Source organism: Streptomyces sp. NPDC055140 (genome assembly GCF_053607285.1).
Window position 1 is genome coordinate 293959 of record NZ_JBSGTG010000006.1, and the last position, 21510, is coordinate 315468.

Here is a 21510-nt window from a genome sequence, read left to right on the forward strand (position 1 = left end):
GTCGACTCCCTCTCCTGTCACTCAGCGGGCGAGGAGCACCGCATCGAGGGTCACGCACTCGGTCCCGGACTCACTGACGACCATCCTCAGCGGGTTGACCTCGACCTCGGCGATGCGCTCGGTCTCCGCAAGGAACATCGTCGCGAACGCCTGTACCACCCGGGTGAGTTCGGCCAGGTCGGCCGGCCGGCCACCGCGGACACCCTTCATGCGCTGCCACAGTCGCAGCGGCCGCAGCGCACGTACGAACTGCTCGTCCGTGAAGGGCATCGCGAGGTGCAGAACGTCCTTCTCTATCTCGGTCTCGACACCGCCGGTGCCGACGGTCAGCACGGAGCCGAACACCTCGTCGTGGTGCGCGCCGACCAGCACATCGAGCCCGTCGCCCACCATCTCTTGCACGTAGACCCCGGTGGCCACGAATCCGTGGGCGGCGAGCCGGTCGGAGTCGGTCATCGTCGCGTAGGCACGCGCCGCCTCGTCCGGTGAGCCGATGCCCAGGGCGACACCGCCGACCTCGGTCTTGTGCACCAAGCCCTCGGCGGCCAGCTTCATCGCCACGGGCCGCCCGATGCCGCGCTGCGCGTCGGCCGCCGCCTGCCCGGACGTCACGAACGTCTCGGCCGGGAAGCGCAGGCCATAGCGGCGCAGCAGTTCGCCGGCCTCGTCGTAGCTCAGCGCGGCCGGGGTGGCGCCCGGCGAGTGGTCCGCGACGCCGACCGGTTCGGCGCCGGAATCCGATTCCGGTCCCCGGCCCACGGCCGCCCACTCCACGACACGGGTCAGCGCCGTCACGGCGCGCTTGAGACCGTCGAAGGGCGCGAAGCCGGCGCCGGATAGCACCGCATGGCCCCCGCCGTGCTTGGGTGACATCCACACCGGGATGAGCAGGGTGTCGTGCGTGGCCGCGATCTCCAGCGCGTCCGTGGTCACCGACACGGTGCTGTCGCCGTAGTCCGCAGGCATCGCGAAGAGGATCGAGCCGACGTTCGGGTCGTCACAGATCAACTGGAAGACCGCCCGGTTCAGTTCGGAGTCGGTGAACACCTTCGTGGTGAGATCGACCGGGTTGTCGACGAAGCCGAAACTGGGCGCCCGCTCCGCCAGGGCCCGGGCGGTATCGGGGGCGAACTCGGCCAGTCGGAGCCCCGCGGCGCCGATCATGTCAGCGCCCAGTGACGCCGTGCCGCCGGAGAAGGAGTAGACGCACACCTGACCGGCTCGGCGGATGTCCGTGTCGAGGGCCTTCACCAACAGCAGTAGTGTCTCGGCCAGTTCGTCGACGTCGTCGACGCGGATGACACCGTACTGCCGGAACACCGCGTCGGCGACGTCGTCGTTCCCGGCTATCGACGCGGTGTGCGACGCCGCGGTCTGCTGCCCGTACTCGGAACGACCGATCTTGAGCACGACCAGCGGCTTGCCCGCCTCCTGGGCGCGTCGCGCCGCCGCAATGAACTTCGCGCCGTCGCTGAATCCCTCCACCACGGCCCCGATCACCCGGAGCCGGTCGTCGTCGACCATGTGATGGATGAAGTCGCTGACATCGAGGTCCGCCTCGTTGCCGGGCGAGGCCCACAGCCCGATGCCGAGGCCACGGTCGCGCCACTGCATGATCGCGCGGCCCAGCCCGCCGCCTTGCGTGACCAGCCCCACCGGGCCGAGGCTGACGTCGTCCCCCGCGACCGGTGACATGGTCAGCAGTACCTTGTCCGCGTTGTTCGTCAGTCCCGGCGAGTTGGGTCCGTACACCCTCATTCCGGCCGCGTGTGCGACCTCGACCACCTGCCGCTGCAGGTCGTCCCCCGAGTCGTCGGTCTCGGAGAATCCCGAGCTGAACACCATGACGTGCTTGACCCCCGCCGAGGCGCAGTCCTTGACGACGTCGAGCACCATGCCGGCCGCGACCAGGACGATCGCAACATCGACCGGCTCTCCGGGGATGGCGCTCACGGTCGGGTAGGCCGGGTCCCCGAGGACGGTCTCGTACGCCGGGTTCACCGGAAAGGTGCCGCCGGGGATGTCGGAGTTGTTACGGACGTTGTTGTAGGTCGAGTGCCCGAAGGAGCCCGGCCGATCGGACGCGCCGATGACGGCCACGCGGTTCGGGCGGACCAGCCGGGAGATGTCCGCGAAGGACGACATCGAGATCACCTGTTCCGTGGGTTGCTGAGCGAGCTTGTGCTGTGCACCGGTTCACGAGCTGGGCTACTCACCGGGCGGACCTGGCTTGGTGCCGACAATGCAGATGAAGCAGACGCAGTCGCCGGGCGCCCCGCCGAGATTCTGGGTAAGGCCCAGGCCACGATCGGCGGTGGCCACCTGCCGGTCACCGGCTTCACCGCGTAGTTGCAGCCAGCACTCGTAGACCATGCGCAAGCCGCTGGCGCCCACCGGGTGCCCGAAGCTCTTCAGGCCGCCGTCGGGGTTCACCGGCAGGTCACCTGTGCGGTCGAAGCGGCCGTCCAGGACGTCCTGCCACGCCTTGCCCCGCTCGGCGAAACCGAGATCCTCCATCAGCACGATCTCGGTGACGGTGAAGCAGTCGTGCACCTCGGCCAGTGCCAGCTCCCGTCGCGGATCGGTGATCCCGGCCTGCTCGTAGGCACCCCGTGCGCACTCCACGACTTCCGGGAAGTGCGTGAAGTCGTAGTCCTCGTCGGCAGCACCGGACCCGCTGCCGGTGACCAACGACAGTGCCTTGATGTAGAGCGGCTTGTCGGTGTAGAGATGCGCGTCCTCGGCCCGTACGACGATCGCGGCGGCGGCGCCGTCGGCGACGCCCGAGCAGTCCAGCACGCCCAGGGTTCCGGCGACCAGCGGTGAGCCGGCGATCGTCTCCTTCGAGATTGCCTTGCGGAACTGGGCCCGTGGATTCAGAGCCCCGTTGGCGTGGTTCTTCCACGCGACATGGGTCATGGCCGCCCGGAAGTCCTCCGGTGCGACGCCATGGCGCTCCTGGTATGCGGGAGCCAGCAGGCTGAAGTTCGCCGGAGCCGAGGTGTTCACCCGGGTCCCGTCGTCCTGGATCTTCGGCGAGATGAGCCCGGCGTAGCCGGTGTCCTTGAGCTTCTCGACCCCCACCGCCATCGCCACGTCGACCGCGCCCGAGGCGACGGCGTACACGGCCGCGCGCAGGGCTTCCGAACCGGTGGCGCACATGTTCTCCACCCGTGTCACCGGCTTGCCCTCCAGGCGCAGCGGGCGGGTGAGCGCCATGCCGCTGATCCCGGAGACGTAGGTGCCCAGCCAGTATGCGTCGATGTCGTCGAGCGCCATGTCCGCCGCGCCAAGGGCGTCGGTGACGGCATCGACGGCGAGCTGGTTGGCGCTGCGGTCGAAGTGCTCGGTGAACCGGGTACAGCTCATCGAGACGATGGCCACCCGGTCACTGAGGCTGTGCTGTGCCACTGTCGCCTCCTAACTCTCGTTCTGCGCGGCCGCGTTGCGCGGGCGCATCTTCCAGACGTAGTTGTGGATCCCGTCGACGGTCGCTCCCCGGCGGAAGGTGGGGACGACCTCGTCTCCGACGTCGAGCGGGCCCCGCACGTCGGTCAGCTCGCACTGCAGTCGTCCGCCGTCCTCGAAGGCGACGATCGCGCTGACGAGCGGAGGGCTGGGCGAGAACGCGAGCCGGTCGACGGTGAAGGTGACGATGCGGGCGGCCCTGTCTCCGGCCGGGACGGGGTCGAACCCGTCGACGGTTCGGCACCGGTAGCAGACTTCGGGCAGCGGGTACTGCACGGCGCCACACGTGCGGCATCGGCCACCGATCATGGAGAGCTTGTACCGCCGGTTGCGCCAGGCGAACGGCGCGGAGGGCCGGTCCGGGTCGGGCCGGCGCGGCCGCTCCCCCACGATCCGCCGCCGCCAGAGCAGATACTGCGGGTAGTTGATCACCGCTCCGACGCCGAGAGCGTCGCGCAGTGGCCGCGGGCGAGCGTCGACGATGGTGTCGGCGGCTCGCAGAATGATCGCGTCGGCGCCGTCGGCAAGCGACACCAGCAGCAACTTCTCGCCGGGTTCGGCCACGTCGAGCAGGTCGGCGAGCACCAGGCCGATCTGCGCCGTGCCCGCGTTTCCGATGAGGTCGGCGAGATCGACACCGTGCTGCTGCGCGCCTGTCCTGCGCCGGACGGCGTTGCCGACGGTGCGCACGGCCCGCGCATTGATGCCGGCGACGGCGAAGCGGGCGACGCCGGCCAGATCGACTCCCTGCTCGGTCAGCGCGGCCAGTACCTGTTCCGCCAGCTCCGCGTACCGCTGCTCGCCGAACCGCTCCTCCCACGTCCCGGCGTCCGTGGTACCGGGCGCGCGCCAGCGGTCGATGAACTCGGCTGTGACCGCGGCGGTGTTCGTGATCCGGGCGACTGTCGCGTCGTCGCCGAACAGGAATGCCGCGGCCGCGTCCCCGCCGGTGCGTTCGTCGGCGCCGCCGACGGCTCCGCCCCTCCGATCGGCCAAGACAGCGAGGCCGCCGTCACGTGCCGCCGCGAGCAGCGCCGCTGCACCGGAGCGCAGACTGGCACCGAGGTCCACGGCCGCGGTGTCCGAGCTCAGGTCCAGCGCGGCGTGCACGGTCGTCGCGTTCGTCTTGTCGACGTACACCGGATCAGAGGTAGCGAACCAGAGACTGCGCGCGTCCGTCTCTCGGCCGTGCACCACGGGGAGCGCGGCCGCCACACCGAGGGTCGTGGAGTCCTCGTCGTAGCTGGCGACGGCGCGCTCACCGTGGGCGTCCGCGCCCAGCGCGGCCGCAATGTCCGACCTTCGCAGTCTGTACTGCGGAACATAGCTGTGGTATCCGACGATGCCGGTCACGCGTCGCCCCTCCTTGGTCGTCTGTACACGTGAGGTGTGCTGTACACGTGAGGTTCGTCTAGCGCAGGGCCGAGACGCCGAGAAGCGCCTTGCCGATCTGCAGGACCTGGATCTGCGACGTCCCTTCGGGGATGGTCGCTTCGCGGGCGTCCCGGAACAGCCGCTCGGCCACGTTGCCTTCCATGAGTCCCGCGGCACCGAAGACCTGCACCGCCCTGGTGGCGGCTTCGTTGGCAGCCTCCGAGCAGAAGTACTTCGCCATGGAGCACTCGACGCGGGCGTCGATGCCCGCGTCCAGCAGGCGTGCGGCCGACTGGTAGACGTGGCGAGCGGCGTTGGCCCGCGTGGCGATGTCGACGACGAGCTGCTGCACGAGCTGGAAGCCGGCAAGCTGACGGCCGAACTGGTGGCGCGTTCTCGCGTGGTCGGTCGTCGCCTCGAGTGCCGCCTGGGCGATGCCGGTGCAGCCGGCGCTGACGTTCAGGCGACCGCCGTTGACCGCGCGCATGGCCAGCGACAGGCCTCGCCCGACCTCGCCGAGCACGTTCTCCGCGGGGACCACCACGCCGTCGAATTCGATGTCGCAGCAGGTCACGGCACGTACCGGCAGGTGTGGCCGGTCGGTCGTGCGATATCCGTCCCCACGTTCGACGAGGAACGCGGTGACGCCGTGGGAGCCGAGATCCGGGTCGACGGTCGCCAGCACGACGCCGAAGTCGCCGTGGCTCGCGTTGGTGATGTAGGCCTTGCGGCCGGTCAGCCGGTACGCCCCGCCGGGCAGGCGCTCGGCGCGTGTCGACAACGCTGTGGCGTCCGAGCCGGCGCCCGGCTCGGTCATGGCGAACCAGCCCAGCCGCTCGCCCGCGAGCAGCGGCCGCAGGAACCGGTCCTTCTGCTCTTCCGTGCCCGCTGCCGAGAGGAGTTCGGCCACGAGGGTAAGGATGTTGGTCGTGGTGCGGATGCTGCCCCAACAGCGGCCGGCCTCCTCCATGAGGAGTGCGCTCTGCAGATGCGACAGGCCGAGTCCGCCGTCACTCGCCGGGATCGCGCCGCGCACGAACCCGATGTCGAGCAGATCGGGCACGATCTCCATCGGGAAGGTGCGGTCGCGTTCGGCATCCGGGATGAGCGGCGCGACGCCGTCCAGGTAGGTGCGGGCGCGTTGCACGAGTTCGACGGTCACCTCATCGAGCAGGGCCCAGTGGCTGGGCCCTGCCGAGGGGGCCGCGATGGGCGCTGTCAGCTGAATCGCCCCCCGGAAACGTGCAGGACCTCGCCGGTGAGGAACCCCGCCTCCTTGGAGGCCAGGTAGAGGATGGCTGCCGCGATATCGCTGGGCTCACCCAGGCGCTTGATGCTGTTGGCCTTGACGGCACGCTCGGCGATCGCTTCGAAGGTCTCCAGGTTGCGCAGCGACTCCGTCTCGATCAGACCGGGGGCGATCACGTTGGCCGTGACTCCCTTACGTCCCAGCTCCTTGGCGACCGACTTGGTCAGGCCGACCACCCCGGCCTTGGCTGCCGAATAGTTCGCCTGGCCGGGGTTGCCCTGCCAGGCACGGGAGGCAAGCGTGACAATGCGGCCGTACCCCTGATGGGTCATCAGCCGTGCCGCCTCCCGAACGCAGAAGAAGGTCCCGGTGAGGCAGACGGCGATGACGTCGGACCATTCCTCGTCACTCAGGTCGGTCAGACGGCGATCGCGCGGAAAGCCATGGCTGGTGACCAGGATGTCCAGGCGGCCGTGGCGGCGTTCGATGTCGGCGAAGGCCGCTCCGACGGCCCCGGAGTCCGTGACGTCGAGCGTCACGGACTCGACGGGCTTGGCGTCCGCGACGGCGTCGGCGCAGTCGGCCGCCGCTCGTGCGAGCGCTTCGGAGTTGACGTCGGCGATGACGACCTGTGCGCCGGCTGCCGCGAGCCACGTCGCGGCTTCCCGGCCGAGGCCGCCGGCGCCGCCGGTAATCAGCGCGACCTGACCGCGCAGGTCGCTGAGGCCATGAGACATCGCGTTTCCTCTCACGTGGATGGGATCGATCCGTCGACTCGATGTGGACGGGATCCGTCAGTGGGTGCTCGACCGGAGATTGCGGCTAGAGGGTGCGCGCGATGATCTCTTTCATGATCTCGTTCGCTCCGCCGTACACCTTCTGGACCCGGGCGTCGGCGTACATCCGCGCGATCGGGTACTCCTCCATGTAGCCGTAGCCGCCGAACATCTGCACACACTCGTCGAGGACCTTGCACTGGACGTCGGACAGCCACCACTTGGCCATCGCCGCGGTCTCGTTGTCGAGTCGGTCCTCGCCGATCGCGACGATGCAGTGGTCGACGAACAGCCGGGCGGCCTTGGCTAGCGTGGCGCACTCGGCGAGCACGAAGCGGGTGTTCTGCTGCTCGTACAGCGGCTTGCCGAACACCTTGCGTTCCTTGGTGTATTCGAGTGTGAGCTGCACAGCCTTCTCCGTCTGTACGACGGCGTTCACCCCGAGGATCAGCCGCTCCTGCGGCATCTGGGTCATCAGGGCCGGGAAGCCCGCGCCCTCGGCGCCGATACGGTTGGTGACGGGCACACGGCAGTTGTCGAAGAACAGCTCGGAAGTATCGGCGGCATGCTGGCCGATCTTTCGCAGCGGCGCGCCCCGGGAGAAGCCCTCCGCCTGATCGGCCTCGACAGCGATGAGCGTGATCGCCTTGGGATCCTCGCTGTCCTCCAGCTTGACGGCGACGATGACGAGGTCGGCGGTCTGGCCGTTGGTGATGAAGGTCTTCGTCGCGTTGATGACGTAGTCGTCGCCCTCGCGACGGGCCTTGCCCGTCATGGCGCGCACATCGCTGCCGGCGCCCGGCTCGGTCATGGCGATCGCGCCGATCGTCCTGCCCTCGACCATCGCCGGCAGCCATCGCCGCCGCTGCTCCTCCGTGCCGTACTTGAGGATGTAGTCGGTGACCACACCACTGTGCACGTTGTTGCCCCAGCCCTTCTCGACCGCCCGGGACTGCTCCTCGGTGATCACGACCTGGTGCAGGACGTTGCCTCCGGGGCCGCCGTACTCCTCCGGGACGGTGGGACACAGCAGGCCCAGCTTGCCGGCCTGCTGCCAGAATTCGCGGTCGACATAACGCTGTTCGGACCACGCGGCCATCCTCGGGGCAGCCTCGCGCTCGAAGAAGCGGCGCGCGAGGTCACGCAGGGCCTTCAGGTCGTCAGTCATCCAAGGGGACACGTACTCGCTCATCGCTCAACCTCGGTCGTCGTGGGGTCAGTTCCGAATTCCGCGGATCCGCGCAGCGTGGGAGTGCCGTCGGCGAGGCGGGCTTCCACATCGAGGACGACGGTGCGCCCACCGGCGTGGTCGTCGACCTCTCGCACCGTGCCCCGGCACGTGACGGCCGCGTGGACCGGCGTCTTGGCCACGAACCGCACGGTCCACGAGCGCAGCTGCGCCTGCGGTAGATGCGCTGTGAGCAGAGTCCCGAGGTAGGCCATCGACAGCATCCCGTGGGCGAACACATCCGGCTCACCCGCGGCGCGGGCGGCGTCGATGTCGATGTGGATGGGGTTGTGGTCGCCCGAGGCACCCGCGAACAGCGCGAGCGTGGCACGGGTGATCGGGGGCAGGACCAGTGGAGCCAGCTCGTCGCCCACTGCCAGTGTCCGCAGGTCACTCATGCTGCACCGTCCCACTTGACGGCGAGGACGTTGGTCAGCTCGGCGACCGGTTCGCCGAGCCGGGTCACCGTCGCCGTGCGCTGGAGAAGCCCTAGCTTGCCCTCGCGCTTCTCGGTGTAGTCGGTGATCTTGAGATCGAAGTCGAGTCGGTCGCCCGCGAAGCACTGGCGGTGGTAGGTGAACGTCTCGCCGGCATGGAGGGCGCTGCGCAGGTTCGCACCCAGGAGGTCAAGTGCGCGGTACGCATCCGGCCGGCGCATCTCAAGGCTGAACAGGTACGTGGGCGGGACGAGCAGGTCCGGATAGCCGGCCGCATGTGCGGCCGCTGGTTCGTGACACACGGGCCGCAGGTCGCCGATGGTCCGGGCGAAGAAACGAAGCGGGTCACGCTCGACAACGACCGAGAAGCCCGGCAGTTGGTAGCCCACGATTTCCTTCCGCGGCACTGATCCCTCCTTCACAGAATTCATCCACTAATGCATACACTATGGGCAGCCAGACGAACAAGGCTTGGGGGCTGGACGCACGGCAACGAGGAACAGAGGAGGGCCGGACGCTGAAGCAACGGGCATCGCGACCACGGACGACTATTGCTACCTACCATCGTAGTAAGTAACATCCGTGTGCGATCACGGTAAGCCGTCCCGGCCTTGCAGCCGCCCTCCGGCGAACACAACCACCAGGGTGTCCCAGCGCCGGGTCCACGGGCGGGCGCTGAGGCCGGGACGGCCCGAACCAAATCGAGAAACCTACGGAGGCAACCAGTGGGAGAAGCGGTACTCGCCGGTGTCCGGATCGTCGACCTGTCGGAGCAGGTGCCGGGCCCCTACGCCACCCGCTTGCTCGCCGGCCTGGGGGCCGACGTCATCAAGGTGGAGCGGCCCGACTCCGGAGATCGACTGCGACACCGCCCGGTCATGTTCGACGCGGAGAACCGTGGCAAGCGCGATCTTTCGATCGACCTCAAGGCGCCCGAGGGCCGAGCTGCTCTGCTGCGCCTGATTGCCTCGGCCGACGTCCTCGTCGAAGGCTTCCGACCCGGTGTCATGGAGCGGCTCGGCCTCGGCTTCGAAGCACTGACCGAGACGAACCCGAAACTGATCTACCTCTCGATATCGGGATACGGCGCGGACGGGCCGTACCGTGACCTGCCCGGCCACGACTTCCAGTACCTCGCCTTCGCCGGCGCCATCCCTTGCCCCCAGACGTACTTCGCGGCCGACTACGTCCCCACCACACTGCCGGTGGCGGACATGGGCACCTCCGTGTACTCAGTGCTCGCGGTCGTACTCGCGCTGCTCGAGAAGCAGCGCGACCCCGACACGTTCACCGCACGCCACCTGGACATCGGCATGTCCGACTGCACACTGGCGCTGATGGAGCCGCGCATCGCCGAAGCTCTCAGTGAGCCGTCGTCCGCGGCGGCACTGGTGCGCCCCGGCTACGGCGTCTATGCCACAGCGGACGGCCGCTACGTCAGCATCGGTGCGCTGGAAGACCACTTCTGGAAGCGTCTCGTCGATGCCCTCGGTCTCGACGAACTCGCGCACGAACGGTTCGCCGCCTACCAGGACCGGCGCCGGTTGATCGACCAGATCGAGAAGCCGCTTCGCGAGCGGGTAGCCGGATTTACGCGGGACGCCCTCATCGAGCTGCTCGTACGCCACGACGTGCCGGTTGCGCCGGTCAATGACCTGCACGAGGCGGCCGAGGATCCCCATTTCCGCGCCCGCGGCATGGTCTACCAGGTTCCGGGGGACGAGCGGCCGCGGGTCGCCGAATGGCCGGTAGCCCTGGACCACTTCGCCGACCGCGGCCGCCTCACCCCCACACCGCAACTCGGCCAGCACAGCCGCGACGTACTGACCGAGTACGGCTTCGGCAACAACGAGATCAACGACCTCATCGCCTCCGGTGTCGTCCGCCAGGCCGACACCACACCCGACCACTGACCATCGCCGTAACCGCACCGGACTACGACGCGTCACCGAGCCCCGAGGAGCCACCATGGATTGGTCTTCGTACCGCCACCTCACCTTCGACTACCCCGCCGACGGCGTACTGCTGATCAAGATCAACCGGCCGGAACGGCTGAACGCGATGAACCCGGTTCTGCACACCGAACTCAGCACCGTATGGCTCGACGTCGACAAGGACGAGAGCTGCCGGGCGGTGGTCATCACCGGGGAGGGCAAGGCGTTCTCGGCCGGTGGTGACTTCGACATGGTCGAAGCGACGCTGGGCAGCTACAAGGTCGTCACCCAGCTGTTCAAGGAAGCGGCCGACATAGTCCACAACATCACCGACATCAGCAAGCCGGTGATCTCCGCGATCAACGGCACCGCCGTCGGTGCGGGTCTTGCCGTCGCGCTCACCGCGGACATCAGCGTCATGTCCGAGACCGCCCGTTTCACCGACGGCCACCACAAGCTCGGCGTGGCCGCCGGCGACCACGCGGCCTTCATCTGGCCGCTGCTGTGCGGAATGGCGAAGGCCCGTTACTACCTGCTGACCAACGACTTCATCGACGGCCGCGAGGCAGAGCGCATCGGCCTGGTCAGCAAGTGCGTCCCGACCGACGAGGTGCTCCCGGAGGCCCTGCGGATCGCCTCTCAGCTCGCTGCCGGACCCCGGCGGGCCACGGCCGCCACCAAGCGCACCCTCAACCACTGGGTCCGGCAGGCGACGCCGATCTTCGAGAACGCGCTGGCAATGGAGATGCTGCAGTTCTTCGGCGATGACGCACGCGAGGGCTACCAGGCGATGCGGGAGAAGCGCGCGCCGAAGTTCCCCTCCAGCCTCGGGACGGAGTCCTGACGATGAGTCACAGCGTCGTCCCTCTCGACGACGGGCGTCTTTACTTCGAGGACGTGCCGCTGGACCGCCCGTTCGTCACGTCCGGCCGGACCATCACCGAGGCCGACATCGTCGGCTTCGCCGGGTTGTCCGGCGACTGGAACTCCTTGCACGTCGACGCCCATGCGGCCGCGGCGACTCGGTTCGGCGAGCGCATCGCACACGGCCTGCTCGTGCTGTCGATCGCGTCGGGCATGACGACAAGGCTGCCCATCCTGCACGGCCTCCAGCCCTCGCTGCTCGGTATGACAGGCATGTCGTGCAGCTGGCCGGCACCAGCCCGCATCGGTGACACCGTCCGCATCGAGCTGACCTTCACCCAGGCCGAGTTGACCCGCAGCGGCACCCGTGGCCTGGTCACCGAACGGCGGCGGGCACTCAACCAGAACGACGAAGTGGTGCTCGACAGCGAGTGGTCGCTGCTCGTCGCAGCGCGGCCGAAGGACGCCTCGTGAACGACGTCCGTCTGGAGACCGCCGACGGGGTGGCGGTGCTGACCCTCGACCGCGCCCCGGTCAACGCCTTGTCCTCCGCTTTCTACGACGAGATCAGCACGGCGTTGGATCGGGTGGCGCTCGACGACTCGGCGCACGTGCTGGTCCTGCAATCGTCAAGCAGCAGGGCCTTCTGCGCCGGAGCGGACATCACCGAGCTGGCCGGGCTCACGGGCCCGGAGGCTGAGCAAGCGGACGTACAGCGCCAGGAACTGGCCCACCGGGTCTTCGGTCGCCTACTCGAGCTGCCCCAGCCGAGCATTGCCGTGGTCGACGGCCCGGCGATCGGCGCGGGAGCGGTCATCGCGTCGTGCTGCGACATGCGGATGGGGTCGCCCCGGGCCAGTTTTGTCCTGCCCGAGGTGAACCTCGGTCGGTGCGGCGGCGGACGACACCTGATGCGCCACCTGCCCCAAGGCGTCGTACGCCAGATGTACTTCACCGGTGCCCCGCTGGCCGGCGAGGAAGCCCGGCGCTTCGGCTTCCTCGACTCCTTGTACGACAGCGCGGCGCTGGCCGAGGCTGCTCTCGAGCGGGCGCGCGGCATCGCGGCCAAGAGTCCGATCGCTCTGAGGCTGGGCAAGGCCGCTCTCAACGAGAGCGAGCCGCTGTCGGTCCAGGACGGCTATGCCGTCGAGCAGCAGTACACGCTTCGACTCGCCCGCACCGACGACGCCCGCGAGGCGTTGGCCGCCCGCCGGGAGAAGCGGGCACCGGTGTTCACCGGCCAGTGAGACCGATGTTCGCTGGACCTGTACTTGCACCATCGGCCTTTGCACCGTGCTCGAGGCTGGCTCTGGCGCGACCGTGTACGGTCCGCCAGGCGGCCACGAGGTTGGTCCCCAGCCGTTCCTGAACTGTGTGCAGGAGTGAGGCCATCACACGCGTGGTCCAGCGCCCGGGCCCACGCGTGCGCGCACCTGTGGGGCATGAAGAACGAGACATGGGTGCATCAGGTGACCGCCCCCGATTCGCGCAGTGTGCGGATCTTCTCGGCGTCATAGCCGAGTTCGGTGAGCACTTCGTCGTTGTGCTCGCCGACGGCGGGTGGATAACCCCATGGACGAGCCGGCGTGCGGGAGAGGTGGATGGGGTTGTTCACGGTGACGATGTCGCCATGGACCGGATGCTCAAGCACCAACTTCATGCTGTTGTTCACCACCTGGGGATCCTCGAACACCTCCTCCAGCCGGTTCACCGGGCTGCACGGTACGTCGCTCGCCTCGAGCGCCTCCACCCACCTGCTGGTCGGCCGCTCGGCGAAGAGCCGCTCCAGCTCGGGCACCAGGTCATGCCGGTTGCGCACCCTGTCGGCGTTGGTCGCATACCGCGGGTCGGCCAGCAGGTCCTCGCGCTCGGTCGCATGGCAGAGGTTGACCCAGAACTTCTCGGTGAGGCAAGCGACCACCATCCACCCGTCGGCCGTCGCGAACACCTGATAGGGCACGATGTTCGTCTGAGCCCCGCCCATCGGCCGGTAGGGCACACCGGTGCGGTGGTAGGCCACCGAGAGGTTGGCGAGCAGCGACACCTGCCCGTCGAGCAGGTTGACGCTGACCTGCTGGCCGGTGCCGTCCCTGTCGCGTACCCGCAGGGCCAGCAGGATCGCGTTGATGGCCAGGTAGGAGCACAGGAAGTCGCCGATGGCGGGCCCTACCTTCACCGGGGTGCGCCCCGGTTCGCCACTGGTTCCCATGACTCCGCCGCGGGCCTGGGCTATGAGGTCCATGCCAGGCCGTTCGACCAACGGGCCGTCCTCGCCGTAGCCGGTGATCGAGCAGTACACCAGCCGCGGAAAGCGTTCGGCGAGTGAGCGGTAGTCGATGCCTAGCTTGGCCGCCGCGGCGGGGCGCATCGACACTGTGAGTACGTCCGCTGTCTGGAGCATCCGTTCCAGGACCGCGAATCCGGAAGGGGTCTTGAGATCGATGCCGACGGCGCGCTTGCTGCGGTTGACGCTGTAGGAGTACGCGCTCTCCCCCACTCCGAACGTGTTGTCGATGCGGCGCAGCGGATCGCCGGTCGGTGGCTCGACCTTGATGACGTCCGCGCCGAAGTCACCGAGTAGCGACGTCGCGTAGGGTCCGGAAGCGATCTGTGTCAGGTCGACGATCCTGATGCCGTCCAACGGTCGCGCCATGGGTGACTCTCCTGCCTGGGGATGGTGTGGGACCCGCTGTTGCGGGAGCAGGCCGACCCGACGCCCGCCGTCGGGTCGGCCTGTCGCGAGCCGTGCTGACGTCTGGTCAGGTGTGCAGGTGGTAGCCGCCCGACACACACAGGACCTCGCCGGTGATGAAGCTCGCCCGGTCGCCGGCCAGGAAAGCGACGGCGTTGGCAATGTCCTGGGGCTGCCCGACCCGCCCCAGCGGAGTCCGCTGCGCCATCTCCTCGACGTACTTCTCTCCGTAGATCTTTCCGAGGAACGGGTTCCAGGCCAGTCCCGGGGCGACCGCGTTTACCCGGATCTTGTGCGGAGCGGCCTCCATCGCCGCGGCGCGGGTGAAGCCCATGATGCCCGCCTTCGCCGCGGCGTAGTGCGACTCCCCTTCCGCGGTGCGCATCCAGCCGGCGATCGAGGACATGTTGACCACTGCGCCGCCGGTTCCCTGCTCGCGCATGATGCTCAGAGCGCGGCGGGTGACGAGGAACGGCCCGGTGAGGGTCACGTCCATCACCGTCTGCCAGGTCTCGGTCGGCATTTCGTGGAGCGGCGCCAGCATGTTGATGCCGCTGTTGTTGACGACGATGTCGAGCCTGCCGTGCTGCTCGACGACGCCGTTGATGACCTCGTCGATACGGGCTTCGTCCCGTACGTCGAGCGGAACGCCGGTAACGTCGGCGCCGGTGTCCTTGGCGATCTCGGTGGCGACCGATTCGGTGCGGGCGGCGTGCTGGTCGCTGATCACGACCGTTGCACCCTGGCTCGCGAACGTCCGGGCCACGGCCTGGCCGATGCCGGCGCCGGCGGCAGCCGTGACGAAGACGATCTTGTCGGAGAATTCCATGGGGTTCGTGCTCCTGTTCGTCGGGGTGTGCGGGGTGTGCGGGACGGTGGAGGGTCAGATCCCGGTAATCAGCTCCCAGGCCGCGAAATCGCCGGAGACCACCTGGGCGCCGAGGTGGCCGGCCCAGTGGACCGATGTGCCATCGGCGGCAGCCCATTCCCACAGCCGGCGGGTGTAGCGCTGCAGCGGGTACTCCATGGTCACGCCGATCGCACCGTGCACTTGATGCGCGGTCCGGCCGGCCACCATGGCTGCGTTGCCGCTGAGGATGCGCGCGGCCGCGACGAGGGCTGACCCGAGTGCCGGGTCACCGTCCTTGCCCAGTGCGGCATGCGCGGCGTCCACCAGGACGGCAGCGCGCTGGGCCTCCGAAGCCAGCCGCGTGAGGTGTGCCTGCACCGCCTGGAACCGGTTGATCGGCTGGCCGAACTGACTGCGCTGGGCGGCGTACTCGATCGCGATCTCGGCGGTGCGCTGCAGAGCGCGGGACAGCGCAACCGCCCGTGCCAGCGCACCCCGCCGAGCCAGGGTTTCCTGCCCTGTCGCGAAGTCCAGCTCCGTCGGCTCCAGCCTGCGCACCGCAATGCCATCGAGCCGCACGGCCCGGGCCACAGGCTCGCCCGCCGTGTTCGCTCCGGCGTCCAGTGGGCCGACGTCGGCGAGCGCCACGGTGGCGACGTGAAGGTGCCCGTCCCGTTCGACCGGCACCACCACGGTCGTGGCCTGTTCCGGCCAGCGAATCTCGTCGAGCGTCCCCGTGAGCGTGGCTCCGGCGTCGTCGAGCTGGACGGATCCGCTGCCGGCGACCGCCAGTTCACCACTCCCCCAGGGGAAGTCGATGCCGGCCTGGGCCAGCAGCCACCCGGCTTGGATCGGCCCCTCGATCAGCGGTGTGCTCACCCCGGCGTACGCGACTGCGCGCACGATCTCCAGCGCGTCAGCGAGCGTCCCGCCGCTTCCTCCGAACTCTTCAGGCACGGAGACGCCCAGGTAGCCGGCCTGCAGCAGCTCGCCGAACACCCGGACGGACACAGCGTCGGCTCGGTTGCGTGGCACCGAACGCAGGGCTGGGTCGGGATCGGCCGCGATCCGACTCGCTTGCTCGAACACCGTCTCCGCCAGGGGCGTTCCCAGTGCGCGTGTCCGGCCCGAGCGGGCCCAGGAGCCGAGCTGCCGGCTCACCAGCAGCCGCAGCACCTCGTTGGTGCCGCCGGCGGTGGTGAACACCGGCGAGCGCAGCCGGTTGATCTCGAGGAACTCGTGGAATCGCTCGGCGGCGGCTCCAGGGTCGATCGGCTCGTAGCGATAGCTCCACAGCTCGTCGACGAGGAGTTGCTCAAGCTCGGTCCCGAGATCCTTGGCCATCGCCGCCTCGGCAACGGGAGAGCCGCCGTTGTCAACCATCCGCGCGATCGACAGCGACATCAGGCGCAGGCCCATCTGCTGGGCGATGACTGAGCCGATCAGCTCGTGGCTGCGCTCGGGTGCGCTCACATGGCGCCGCGACTGCACGAAGGCCTCGAACAGCGGGAAGGTCGACAGGTACCGCTCCGGGCCGGCACGCTCCAGCGCCAGTTCGGCGGTCAACTGCTCCCAGCCAGAACCCTCGTTGCCGATCAACCAGTCGTCGGGGGCGAAGACGTTGTCGATGACGACCTCGTTGAAGTGCCGTTCCCCGTCCATGCCTTCGATCGGCTGGACGGTCAGTCCCTCGGCGTCCATCGGCACCACGATGAGGCTGAGCCCTCGGTGCTTGGTCTCCGAGTCACTCGTCCGGCACAGGATTTCGATGTAGTCGGCCTTGTCGGCGTCGGTGGTCCAGATCTTGCGGCCGGTGATCCTCCATCCGCCGTCAACCTTCCGGGCACGGGTGCGAACCGACGCGAGGTCGGAACCTGATTCCGGCTCGCTGAACCCTCCGGCGATGAGGCAGCGTCCTGCGGCGATGCGGGGTAGCAGCTCACGGCGCAGGGTCTCGGGCCCATTGATCATGAGGCTGGGGGCGGTCTGCCGGTCGGCGGTCCAGTGGGCACCGAGCGGCGCACCGGCTGCGAGCAGCTCGGAGATCACCAGACAGCGCTCGACGCCGGTGCGGGCCGACCCGCCGTAGTCAGCCGGGATTGTCATCCCCACCCAGCCGCGGTCGGCCAGCTCCTGGCTGTACGTGCGCGAGAGACCGCCCCGTGTGGGGCTTTCTGCTGAGGGCGGGAAAGGCGTGGCCCGGGCGAATGCGCGCACCTCGGTTACGAGGGCGTTCTCGGGGTCGGTAAGCGCGATCGGCTCAAAACCGAGGGACTTGCCGTGCTTACTCATGGTGTCGTGGCTCCCTGCAGGCGGTGAGGTCGTAGCGGGTGGGGGCAAGCGGTGCCCGTCCCGTCGGGTCAGTAGCCCCCGGAGAGCAGTCCGCCGGGATCGATCGATCCGCGCAGCAGCGCAATCTCCTCGGCGGCCGGAGTGAACGTCTCCGGCGGTGCGTCGGGCAACAGCCATCCGGTGCGCCGCCTGACGTCGTCCCAGTCAAGGCGGTGAAGTGCCTGATGCGGCGTCAATGTCCCGTCATCCCCCGGCCTGAACAGCAGATCGGGGGTGAACAGTGCCGTGGGCCCTTCGTTCGGCAGGCCGAGCTCCGCCCGGCTGCGGCCTCGGTGGCGGTGCCCGACGACCGAGGCGAAGTCGACCTGCTCGACGAGCGTCCGGCGCTCGTGACGCTCGGTATAGAGGATGGTGCTGCGGGCGGTGTGGCCCAGGGCGGTGTTCGCGAGACCCGGTCCACGCAGGCGACCTGACGGGGTCTGGATCCAGTGCAGGTTCACGCTGCCGTACTGGTCGATCTGCATCCCGCCGTAGAACATGACGTCGATGCCCAGTTCCGTGATGGCGAAGACGTCTGTCATGTCGCCCACCGCAACCGGCTTGCAGTCCCACCCCGCAGTGAACTCGGGAACGAGCCGGCGCGGGTTGATGTACACACCGGCCCCCAGGACGGTGAGGTTCGGTGCGTGGGTGGCCTGGGCGAGCAGGCAGGCAGCAAGCGGTACAGAGGACGCAGCACCGGTGAGGACGGTCGTGGAGTCCTTGAGTTCGCGGGAGATCGCGATACTGATCCGCTCCCGCGGTGACAGTTCCGTGGTCGCGGTCATCTCAGCAACCCGCCATTTCGAGTTCCCGAAGCCGTGCCGCGGGCAGACCGGCCACGTAAGCATCGTGATCGACGTGGCAGCGCTGTGCCAGATAGTCAGCGAAACCACCGGCCTTGACCTGCGCCTGATAGTCCGCCAGGTGCTCGAGGTCGGCCGCGTAGGATCCGACACTTCCCAACGGGTGTGCTCCGAAGGGGGTTTCCACAACGTCGTCGACGAGGTATCCGGGGATGGACACGCCGAGCCGTGCCGCCTCCGCGGTACTGACCACGCGGTCGACCTGCGCGATGACGTGTCGGGCCGAACGGGCCATCAGCACGTCGGCCCAGCGGCTGCCGAAGTGAACCAGGTTGCCCTTCTCGTCTCCGAGGGGGGCGTGGAGAAGCGCTACGTCTATCCGCAGTGGTGCGACACCCACGAGGCCGCCGGCTGTCACCCTCAGGGGGTTGTCGTCGACCAGGTCATTGGTTCCGAGGTTGTCGAGGACCTGGAACCAGGCGTTGTTGCTGGCCGCGAGGTAACCGCCGAGGAGCATCGCTTCGTCGCAGTCCTCAAAGACGACTGAGCCGTCCTCGGCGGCGCCGCGGACATGCGGAGCCAAGCCCAGCCCGGCCATCGAAATGTGCGGGATGCGAACGCGTGAGACAAGACCGGCGCCGATCAGGACATCGGCGTCCCAGGAGGCAGCCGGGGCGGAACACAGGAAGAGGTCCCTGGCGCCGGAACGTATCAACGCCCGCACCAGGGTGCTCGGACGGTTCTCCAGGAGCATCCCGCCGAGCGCGACGCTGCCTACGCCACGCAGGCGGTCCTCCACATCGAGCAAGCTGATGATCGGCATGGGTTGAGGTGAGGTCCTTCGATCAGAGCCCGGGTCATCGCTGACCTGCGGCTTTCGGCCAGGCCGGACGACCGGACCCTGCGGCGCCATGCGACGAGCACTCCTTCGCGCTCGCCTACATGCGGCTACAGGCTCAAGGCGTCGGCAATTATGTATGCATTATAGGCGACACTTTGATGCCCGGGAAGAGCTTCGCCATAGCGCGCAGGAGCACCGTGCATCTGAGCGGAGCGAGCCGCACTGCGTGGTGACGTCAGCCTGCTGCCGCATGGCACCGGATCCGGTGGAGAGCAGCAGCCCGAACAGCAAAGTGCCCGCCGTCCGAGCGGCTCGTCGAGCGAGCCGCGCGGACGGCGGGCACTTGTCACGGACTCGCCGCAGCAGTCAGGGGACTATCGACCTCGCGAGACCTGCAGGCGCGAAACGCCTCGCACTCCCCCATGTGACACGGGAGCGATCACGGCAGGGACGAGCCCAACCGGAAACGTCGGAGCACGACAGGTTTCAGCGGGCGATCACGAGCGGCCGAACGGGGGCAGAACACTCTCATGGCCGCTGACACGGTGCTCGTTGAACAACCCGACGAGGGCCTCGCGATCGTGCTTACGCAGCGCCTTGATGATTTGCTGGTGCTCCTGGCTGATCCGGGTGGTCACGTGCGGCAGGCGCCACCACCATGCGAGGTATCCCTCGGACAGCTGCCACAACCGCCGGACCTCGCGCTTGAACTGGTTCATCGGCGACAGCTCGAAGATCGTGAAGTGGAAGTCGCGGTTCGCCCGGAGAACTGCTGCGATCTCGCCACGCCCGACAGCCGAGATCATCTCATCGTTGTATCGAACGAGAGCATCCAGCGTCGCCTTGTCAGGCTTGACGATGGAGCGCAACAGTTCACTCTCGAGCAGCTCGCGCATCCGGTAGATCTCGGCGAGGTCCGACGGTTCGAGACGGGCCACGACGTAGCCGCGGTTGGTCTCGTAGGTGACGACGCCCTCGGATTCGAGCGTGCGGAGCGCCTCGCGGAGTGGACTGCGGGACACCCCGATCTGCTCGGCGAGATCGACCTGTCGGATCTTCTGCCCCGGCAACAGGACACCCTCAATGATCAAGCCCCGAATTTGAGCGGCCGCCTGCAGAGTCAGCTGCATCGGCTCCGAAACGGAGCGGACTGGTTCAGCAGCAACCGCCTTCCCCCGCCCAGAACTCGGCTTCCCGACCGGAGCGTCACCGCCAGCCTTCACTGCACTGCCCATCTGTTCGTGTCACCGTCATTAGTGCGGGCAAAGATACACGCAGAAGTCGCCGCACGCCGAAAGTTGCAGGCTAGCGGGTTGACTTGGCGAGGCACACCATGACTACGCTCCTCGCACCTACTCACGTAGTGACTGCGAGGCGGAACTGCTGTGGCTGACGAATGGACGGACCCTTCCCCCACCCTGGCAAGCGAGCCGCCCTTGGCCGGCCTGCGCGTCATCGACATGACAATCTGGATGGCCGGACCGGTGACCGGCATGCTCCTCGCCGACCTGGGCGCCGACGTCGTCAAGATCGAGAGCGCCAATGGAGACCCCACCCGGTCCCATGTCGCCCCCACGGCCGGCGGTGTAACCGCTGGCACCAGCATCTCGTACTCGACATTCAACAGGAACAAGCGTTCAATCGCCCTGGATCTCAGTTCCTCTGCCGACCGGCAGACCTTTGACCGGCTGATCGAACGGGCCGACGTCTTCATCACCAATCTGAGCCCCACCACCGTCGACAAGCTGGGCATCGACGCGGAATCCCTGCACGCCGCGAACCCGCGGCTGGTGTACGCCCGCGGTTCCGGGCTCGGCCCCACGGGACCACGGGCCAACGACCTCACACAGGACATGACCGGCATGGCATACGCCGGAATGCTGTTCGCTCTGTCTCCCGACGCGGAACAGCCCTACGCTCCGCCCGGAGCCCTGAACGACGTCATCACCGGCACCTACTTGTTCAGCGGTGTCATGGCCGCGCTGCTGCGCCGCGCCCGGACCGACCGCGGCGAGACCGTGACCGGCTCCCTTCTGCAGAGCGCGCTGTGGACTCAGATGGGGCTGATCGGGTCGGTGGCCAACACCCAGGGCGCCTCGACCACGGGCCGGCCCCGCACCGATCCGCGCAACGCCCTCCTGAACCAGTACCGGGCCGGGGACGGCAACTGGATCGCTGTCGCCTCGGTCAACGCCAGGGCATGGGACGCGTTCGTGGCCGGTGCCCAGATCGAGTATCTGGTCGCCGACCCCCGTTTCGCCACGTTCGCCGACATGCTCGCCCACACCCACGCCATGCGCGTGGAGCTGGACCGGCATTTCGCCACTCAACCGGCGGACTACTGGCTCGAGCGCCTGCGCCGACACGGGGTGTGGTGCGGCCCCGTGAACCGCCTCCAGGACGTTCTGACCGACGATCAGATCGCGGCGAACCACTACCTCACCACGCTCACCGACGGCCTGCGGACGGTGTCGATGCCGTTCACGCTCGACAGCTTCGAACCTGCCGTGGCAGCCGGACCCGAGCTCGATGCCGACCGCGACGACATCCTGAGAGACTGGACGTGAACTCATCCCCACGTTGCTGACTTTGAGCAACTTGGTCGGGCGCGGACTCCTCTCTTCGGCTCCGTACATCCGTCGGTCGGCGCCGGTGATATA

General features: G+C 68.2%; 19 protein-coding genes. 5 read left to right on the forward strand and 14 right to left on the reverse strand.

What is annotated here, in order from left to right; genetic code table 11:
- Positions 1–21 precede the first annotated feature (21 nt).
- From ACWFR4_RS15125 to ACWFR4_RS15160, 8 genes are all read right to left on the reverse strand, one after another.
- Entirely contained in the window at positions 22–2145 is a 2124-nt protein-coding gene (locus ACWFR4_RS15125; protein ID WP_453466267.1) for an acetate--CoA ligase family protein, read from the reverse strand.
- Positions 2146–2208: 63 nt separating this feature from the next.
- Positions 2209–3411 carry an acetyl-CoA acetyltransferase gene (locus tag ACWFR4_RS15130; protein ID WP_453652781.1) on the reverse strand — a complete coding sequence of 401 codons (1203 nt, stop codon included), beginning with the start codon at positions 3409–3411 and terminating at the stop codon, positions 2209–2211.
- A gap of 9 nt (positions 3412–3420) precedes the next feature.
- Positions 3421–4821 (reverse strand): OB-fold domain-containing protein, encoded by a 1401-nt coding sequence (locus tag ACWFR4_RS15135; RefSeq protein WP_453652783.1) that lies wholly within the window; start codon positions 4819–4821, stop codon positions 3421–3423.
- Between the two features lie 58 nt (positions 4822–4879).
- On the reverse strand, positions 4880–6004 hold the full coding sequence (locus ACWFR4_RS15140) for an acyl-CoA dehydrogenase family protein (RefSeq protein WP_453466262.1): 1125 nt from the start codon (positions 6002–6004) through the stop codon (positions 4880–4882).
- A 56-nt stretch (positions 6005–6060) separates the two neighbouring features.
- On the reverse strand, positions 6061–6828 hold the full coding sequence (locus tag ACWFR4_RS15145) for an SDR family oxidoreductase (RefSeq protein ID WP_453466260.1): 768 nt from the start codon (positions 6826–6828) through the stop codon (positions 6061–6063).
- An 85-nt stretch (positions 6829–6913) separates the two neighbouring features.
- On the reverse strand, positions 6914–8059 hold the full coding sequence (locus tag ACWFR4_RS15150; RefSeq protein WP_453652785.1) for an acyl-CoA dehydrogenase family protein: 1146 nt from the start codon (positions 8057–8059) through the stop codon (positions 6914–6916).
- Positions 8056–8493: a MaoC/PaaZ C-terminal domain-containing protein gene (locus ACWFR4_RS15155; RefSeq protein WP_382708321.1), complete on the reverse strand. Its 438-nt coding sequence runs from the start codon at positions 8491–8493 to the stop codon at positions 8056–8058. Before ACWFR4_RS15155 ends, ACWFR4_RS15150 begins: the two co-directional genes overlap by 4 nt.
- Complete coding sequence (locus tag ACWFR4_RS15160; RefSeq protein WP_453652787.1) at positions 8490–8939, reverse strand: MaoC family dehydratase N-terminal domain-containing protein; 450 nt, start codon at positions 8937–8939, stop codon at positions 8490–8492. Before ACWFR4_RS15160 ends, ACWFR4_RS15155 begins: the two co-directional genes overlap by 4 nt.
- Positions 8940–9257: 318 nt before the next feature.
- On the opposite strand from ACWFR4_RS15160, the gene ACWFR4_RS15165 reads away from it, so the two are divergent.
- From ACWFR4_RS15165 to ACWFR4_RS15180, 4 genes are read left to right on the forward strand one after another with little or no spacing between them, the layout of a single operon-like run.
- Positions 9258–10445: a CaiB/BaiF CoA transferase family protein gene (locus ACWFR4_RS15165; protein WP_453466254.1), complete on the forward strand. Its 1188-nt coding sequence runs from the start codon at positions 9258–9260 to the stop codon at positions 10443–10445.
- Between the two features lie 55 nt (positions 10446–10500).
- A complete protein-coding gene (locus ACWFR4_RS15170) occupies positions 10501–11310 on the forward strand; it encodes an enoyl-CoA hydratase/isomerase family protein (RefSeq protein ID WP_453466252.1) in 810 nt (269 codons plus the stop codon).
- 2 nt (positions 11311–11312) lie between these two features.
- Positions 11313–11804 carry a MaoC/PaaZ C-terminal domain-containing protein gene (locus tag ACWFR4_RS15175; RefSeq protein ID WP_453466250.1) on the forward strand — a complete coding sequence of 164 codons (492 nt, stop codon included), beginning with the start codon at positions 11313–11315 and terminating at the stop codon, positions 11802–11804.
- The gene (locus tag ACWFR4_RS15180; protein WP_382708331.1) at positions 11801–12577 is read left to right on the forward strand and encodes an enoyl-CoA hydratase-related protein; all 777 of its coding nucleotides are present in this window, start codon (positions 11801–11803) and stop codon (positions 12575–12577) included. Before ACWFR4_RS15175 ends, ACWFR4_RS15180 begins: the two co-directional genes overlap by 4 nt.
- A gap of 218 nt (positions 12578–12795) precedes the next feature.
- Here the strand turns inward: ACWFR4_RS15180 and ACWFR4_RS15185 are convergent, their stop codons facing one another.
- From ACWFR4_RS15185 to ACWFR4_RS15210, 6 genes are all read right to left on the reverse strand, one after another.
- Positions 12796–13983, reverse strand: coding sequence for a CaiB/BaiF CoA transferase family protein (locus tag ACWFR4_RS15185; protein ID WP_453652788.1), 1188 nt, complete (start codon positions 13981–13983; stop codon positions 12796–12798).
- Positions 13984–14089: 106 nt separating this feature from the next.
- On the reverse strand, positions 14090–14851 hold the full coding sequence (locus ACWFR4_RS15190) for an SDR family NAD(P)-dependent oxidoreductase (protein ID WP_382708335.1): 762 nt from the start codon (positions 14849–14851) through the stop codon (positions 14090–14092).
- Positions 14852–14905: 54 nt separating this feature from the next.
- Positions 14906–17341 (reverse strand): acyl-CoA dehydrogenase family protein, encoded by a 2436-nt coding sequence (locus ACWFR4_RS15195; RefSeq protein WP_453652790.1) that lies wholly within the window; start codon positions 17339–17341, stop codon positions 14906–14908.
- On the reverse strand, positions 17233–17991 hold the full coding sequence (locus tag ACWFR4_RS15200; RefSeq protein WP_453652792.1) for a CoA-transferase subunit beta: 759 nt from the start codon (positions 17989–17991) through the stop codon (positions 17233–17235). The genes ACWFR4_RS15195 and ACWFR4_RS15200 overlap by 109 nt, the downstream gene beginning before the upstream one ends.
- Position 17992: 1 nt before the next feature.
- On the reverse strand, positions 17993–18832 hold the full coding sequence (locus ACWFR4_RS15205; protein WP_453468944.1) for a CoA transferase subunit A: 840 nt from the start codon (positions 18830–18832) through the stop codon (positions 17993–17995).
- 515 nt (positions 18833–19347) lie between these two features.
- Positions 19348–19980 carry a GntR family transcriptional regulator gene (locus ACWFR4_RS15210; RefSeq protein WP_382709240.1) on the reverse strand — a complete coding sequence of 211 codons (633 nt, stop codon included), beginning with the start codon at positions 19978–19980 and terminating at the stop codon, positions 19348–19350.
- Positions 19981–20235: 255 nt separating this feature from the next.
- Between ACWFR4_RS15210 and ACWFR4_RS15215 the strand changes: the two genes are divergently transcribed.
- Complete coding sequence (locus tag ACWFR4_RS15215; RefSeq protein WP_453652794.1) at positions 20236–21417, forward strand: CaiB/BaiF CoA transferase family protein; 1182 nt, start codon at positions 20236–20238, stop codon at positions 21415–21417.
- Positions 21418–21510: the final 93 nt, after the last annotated feature.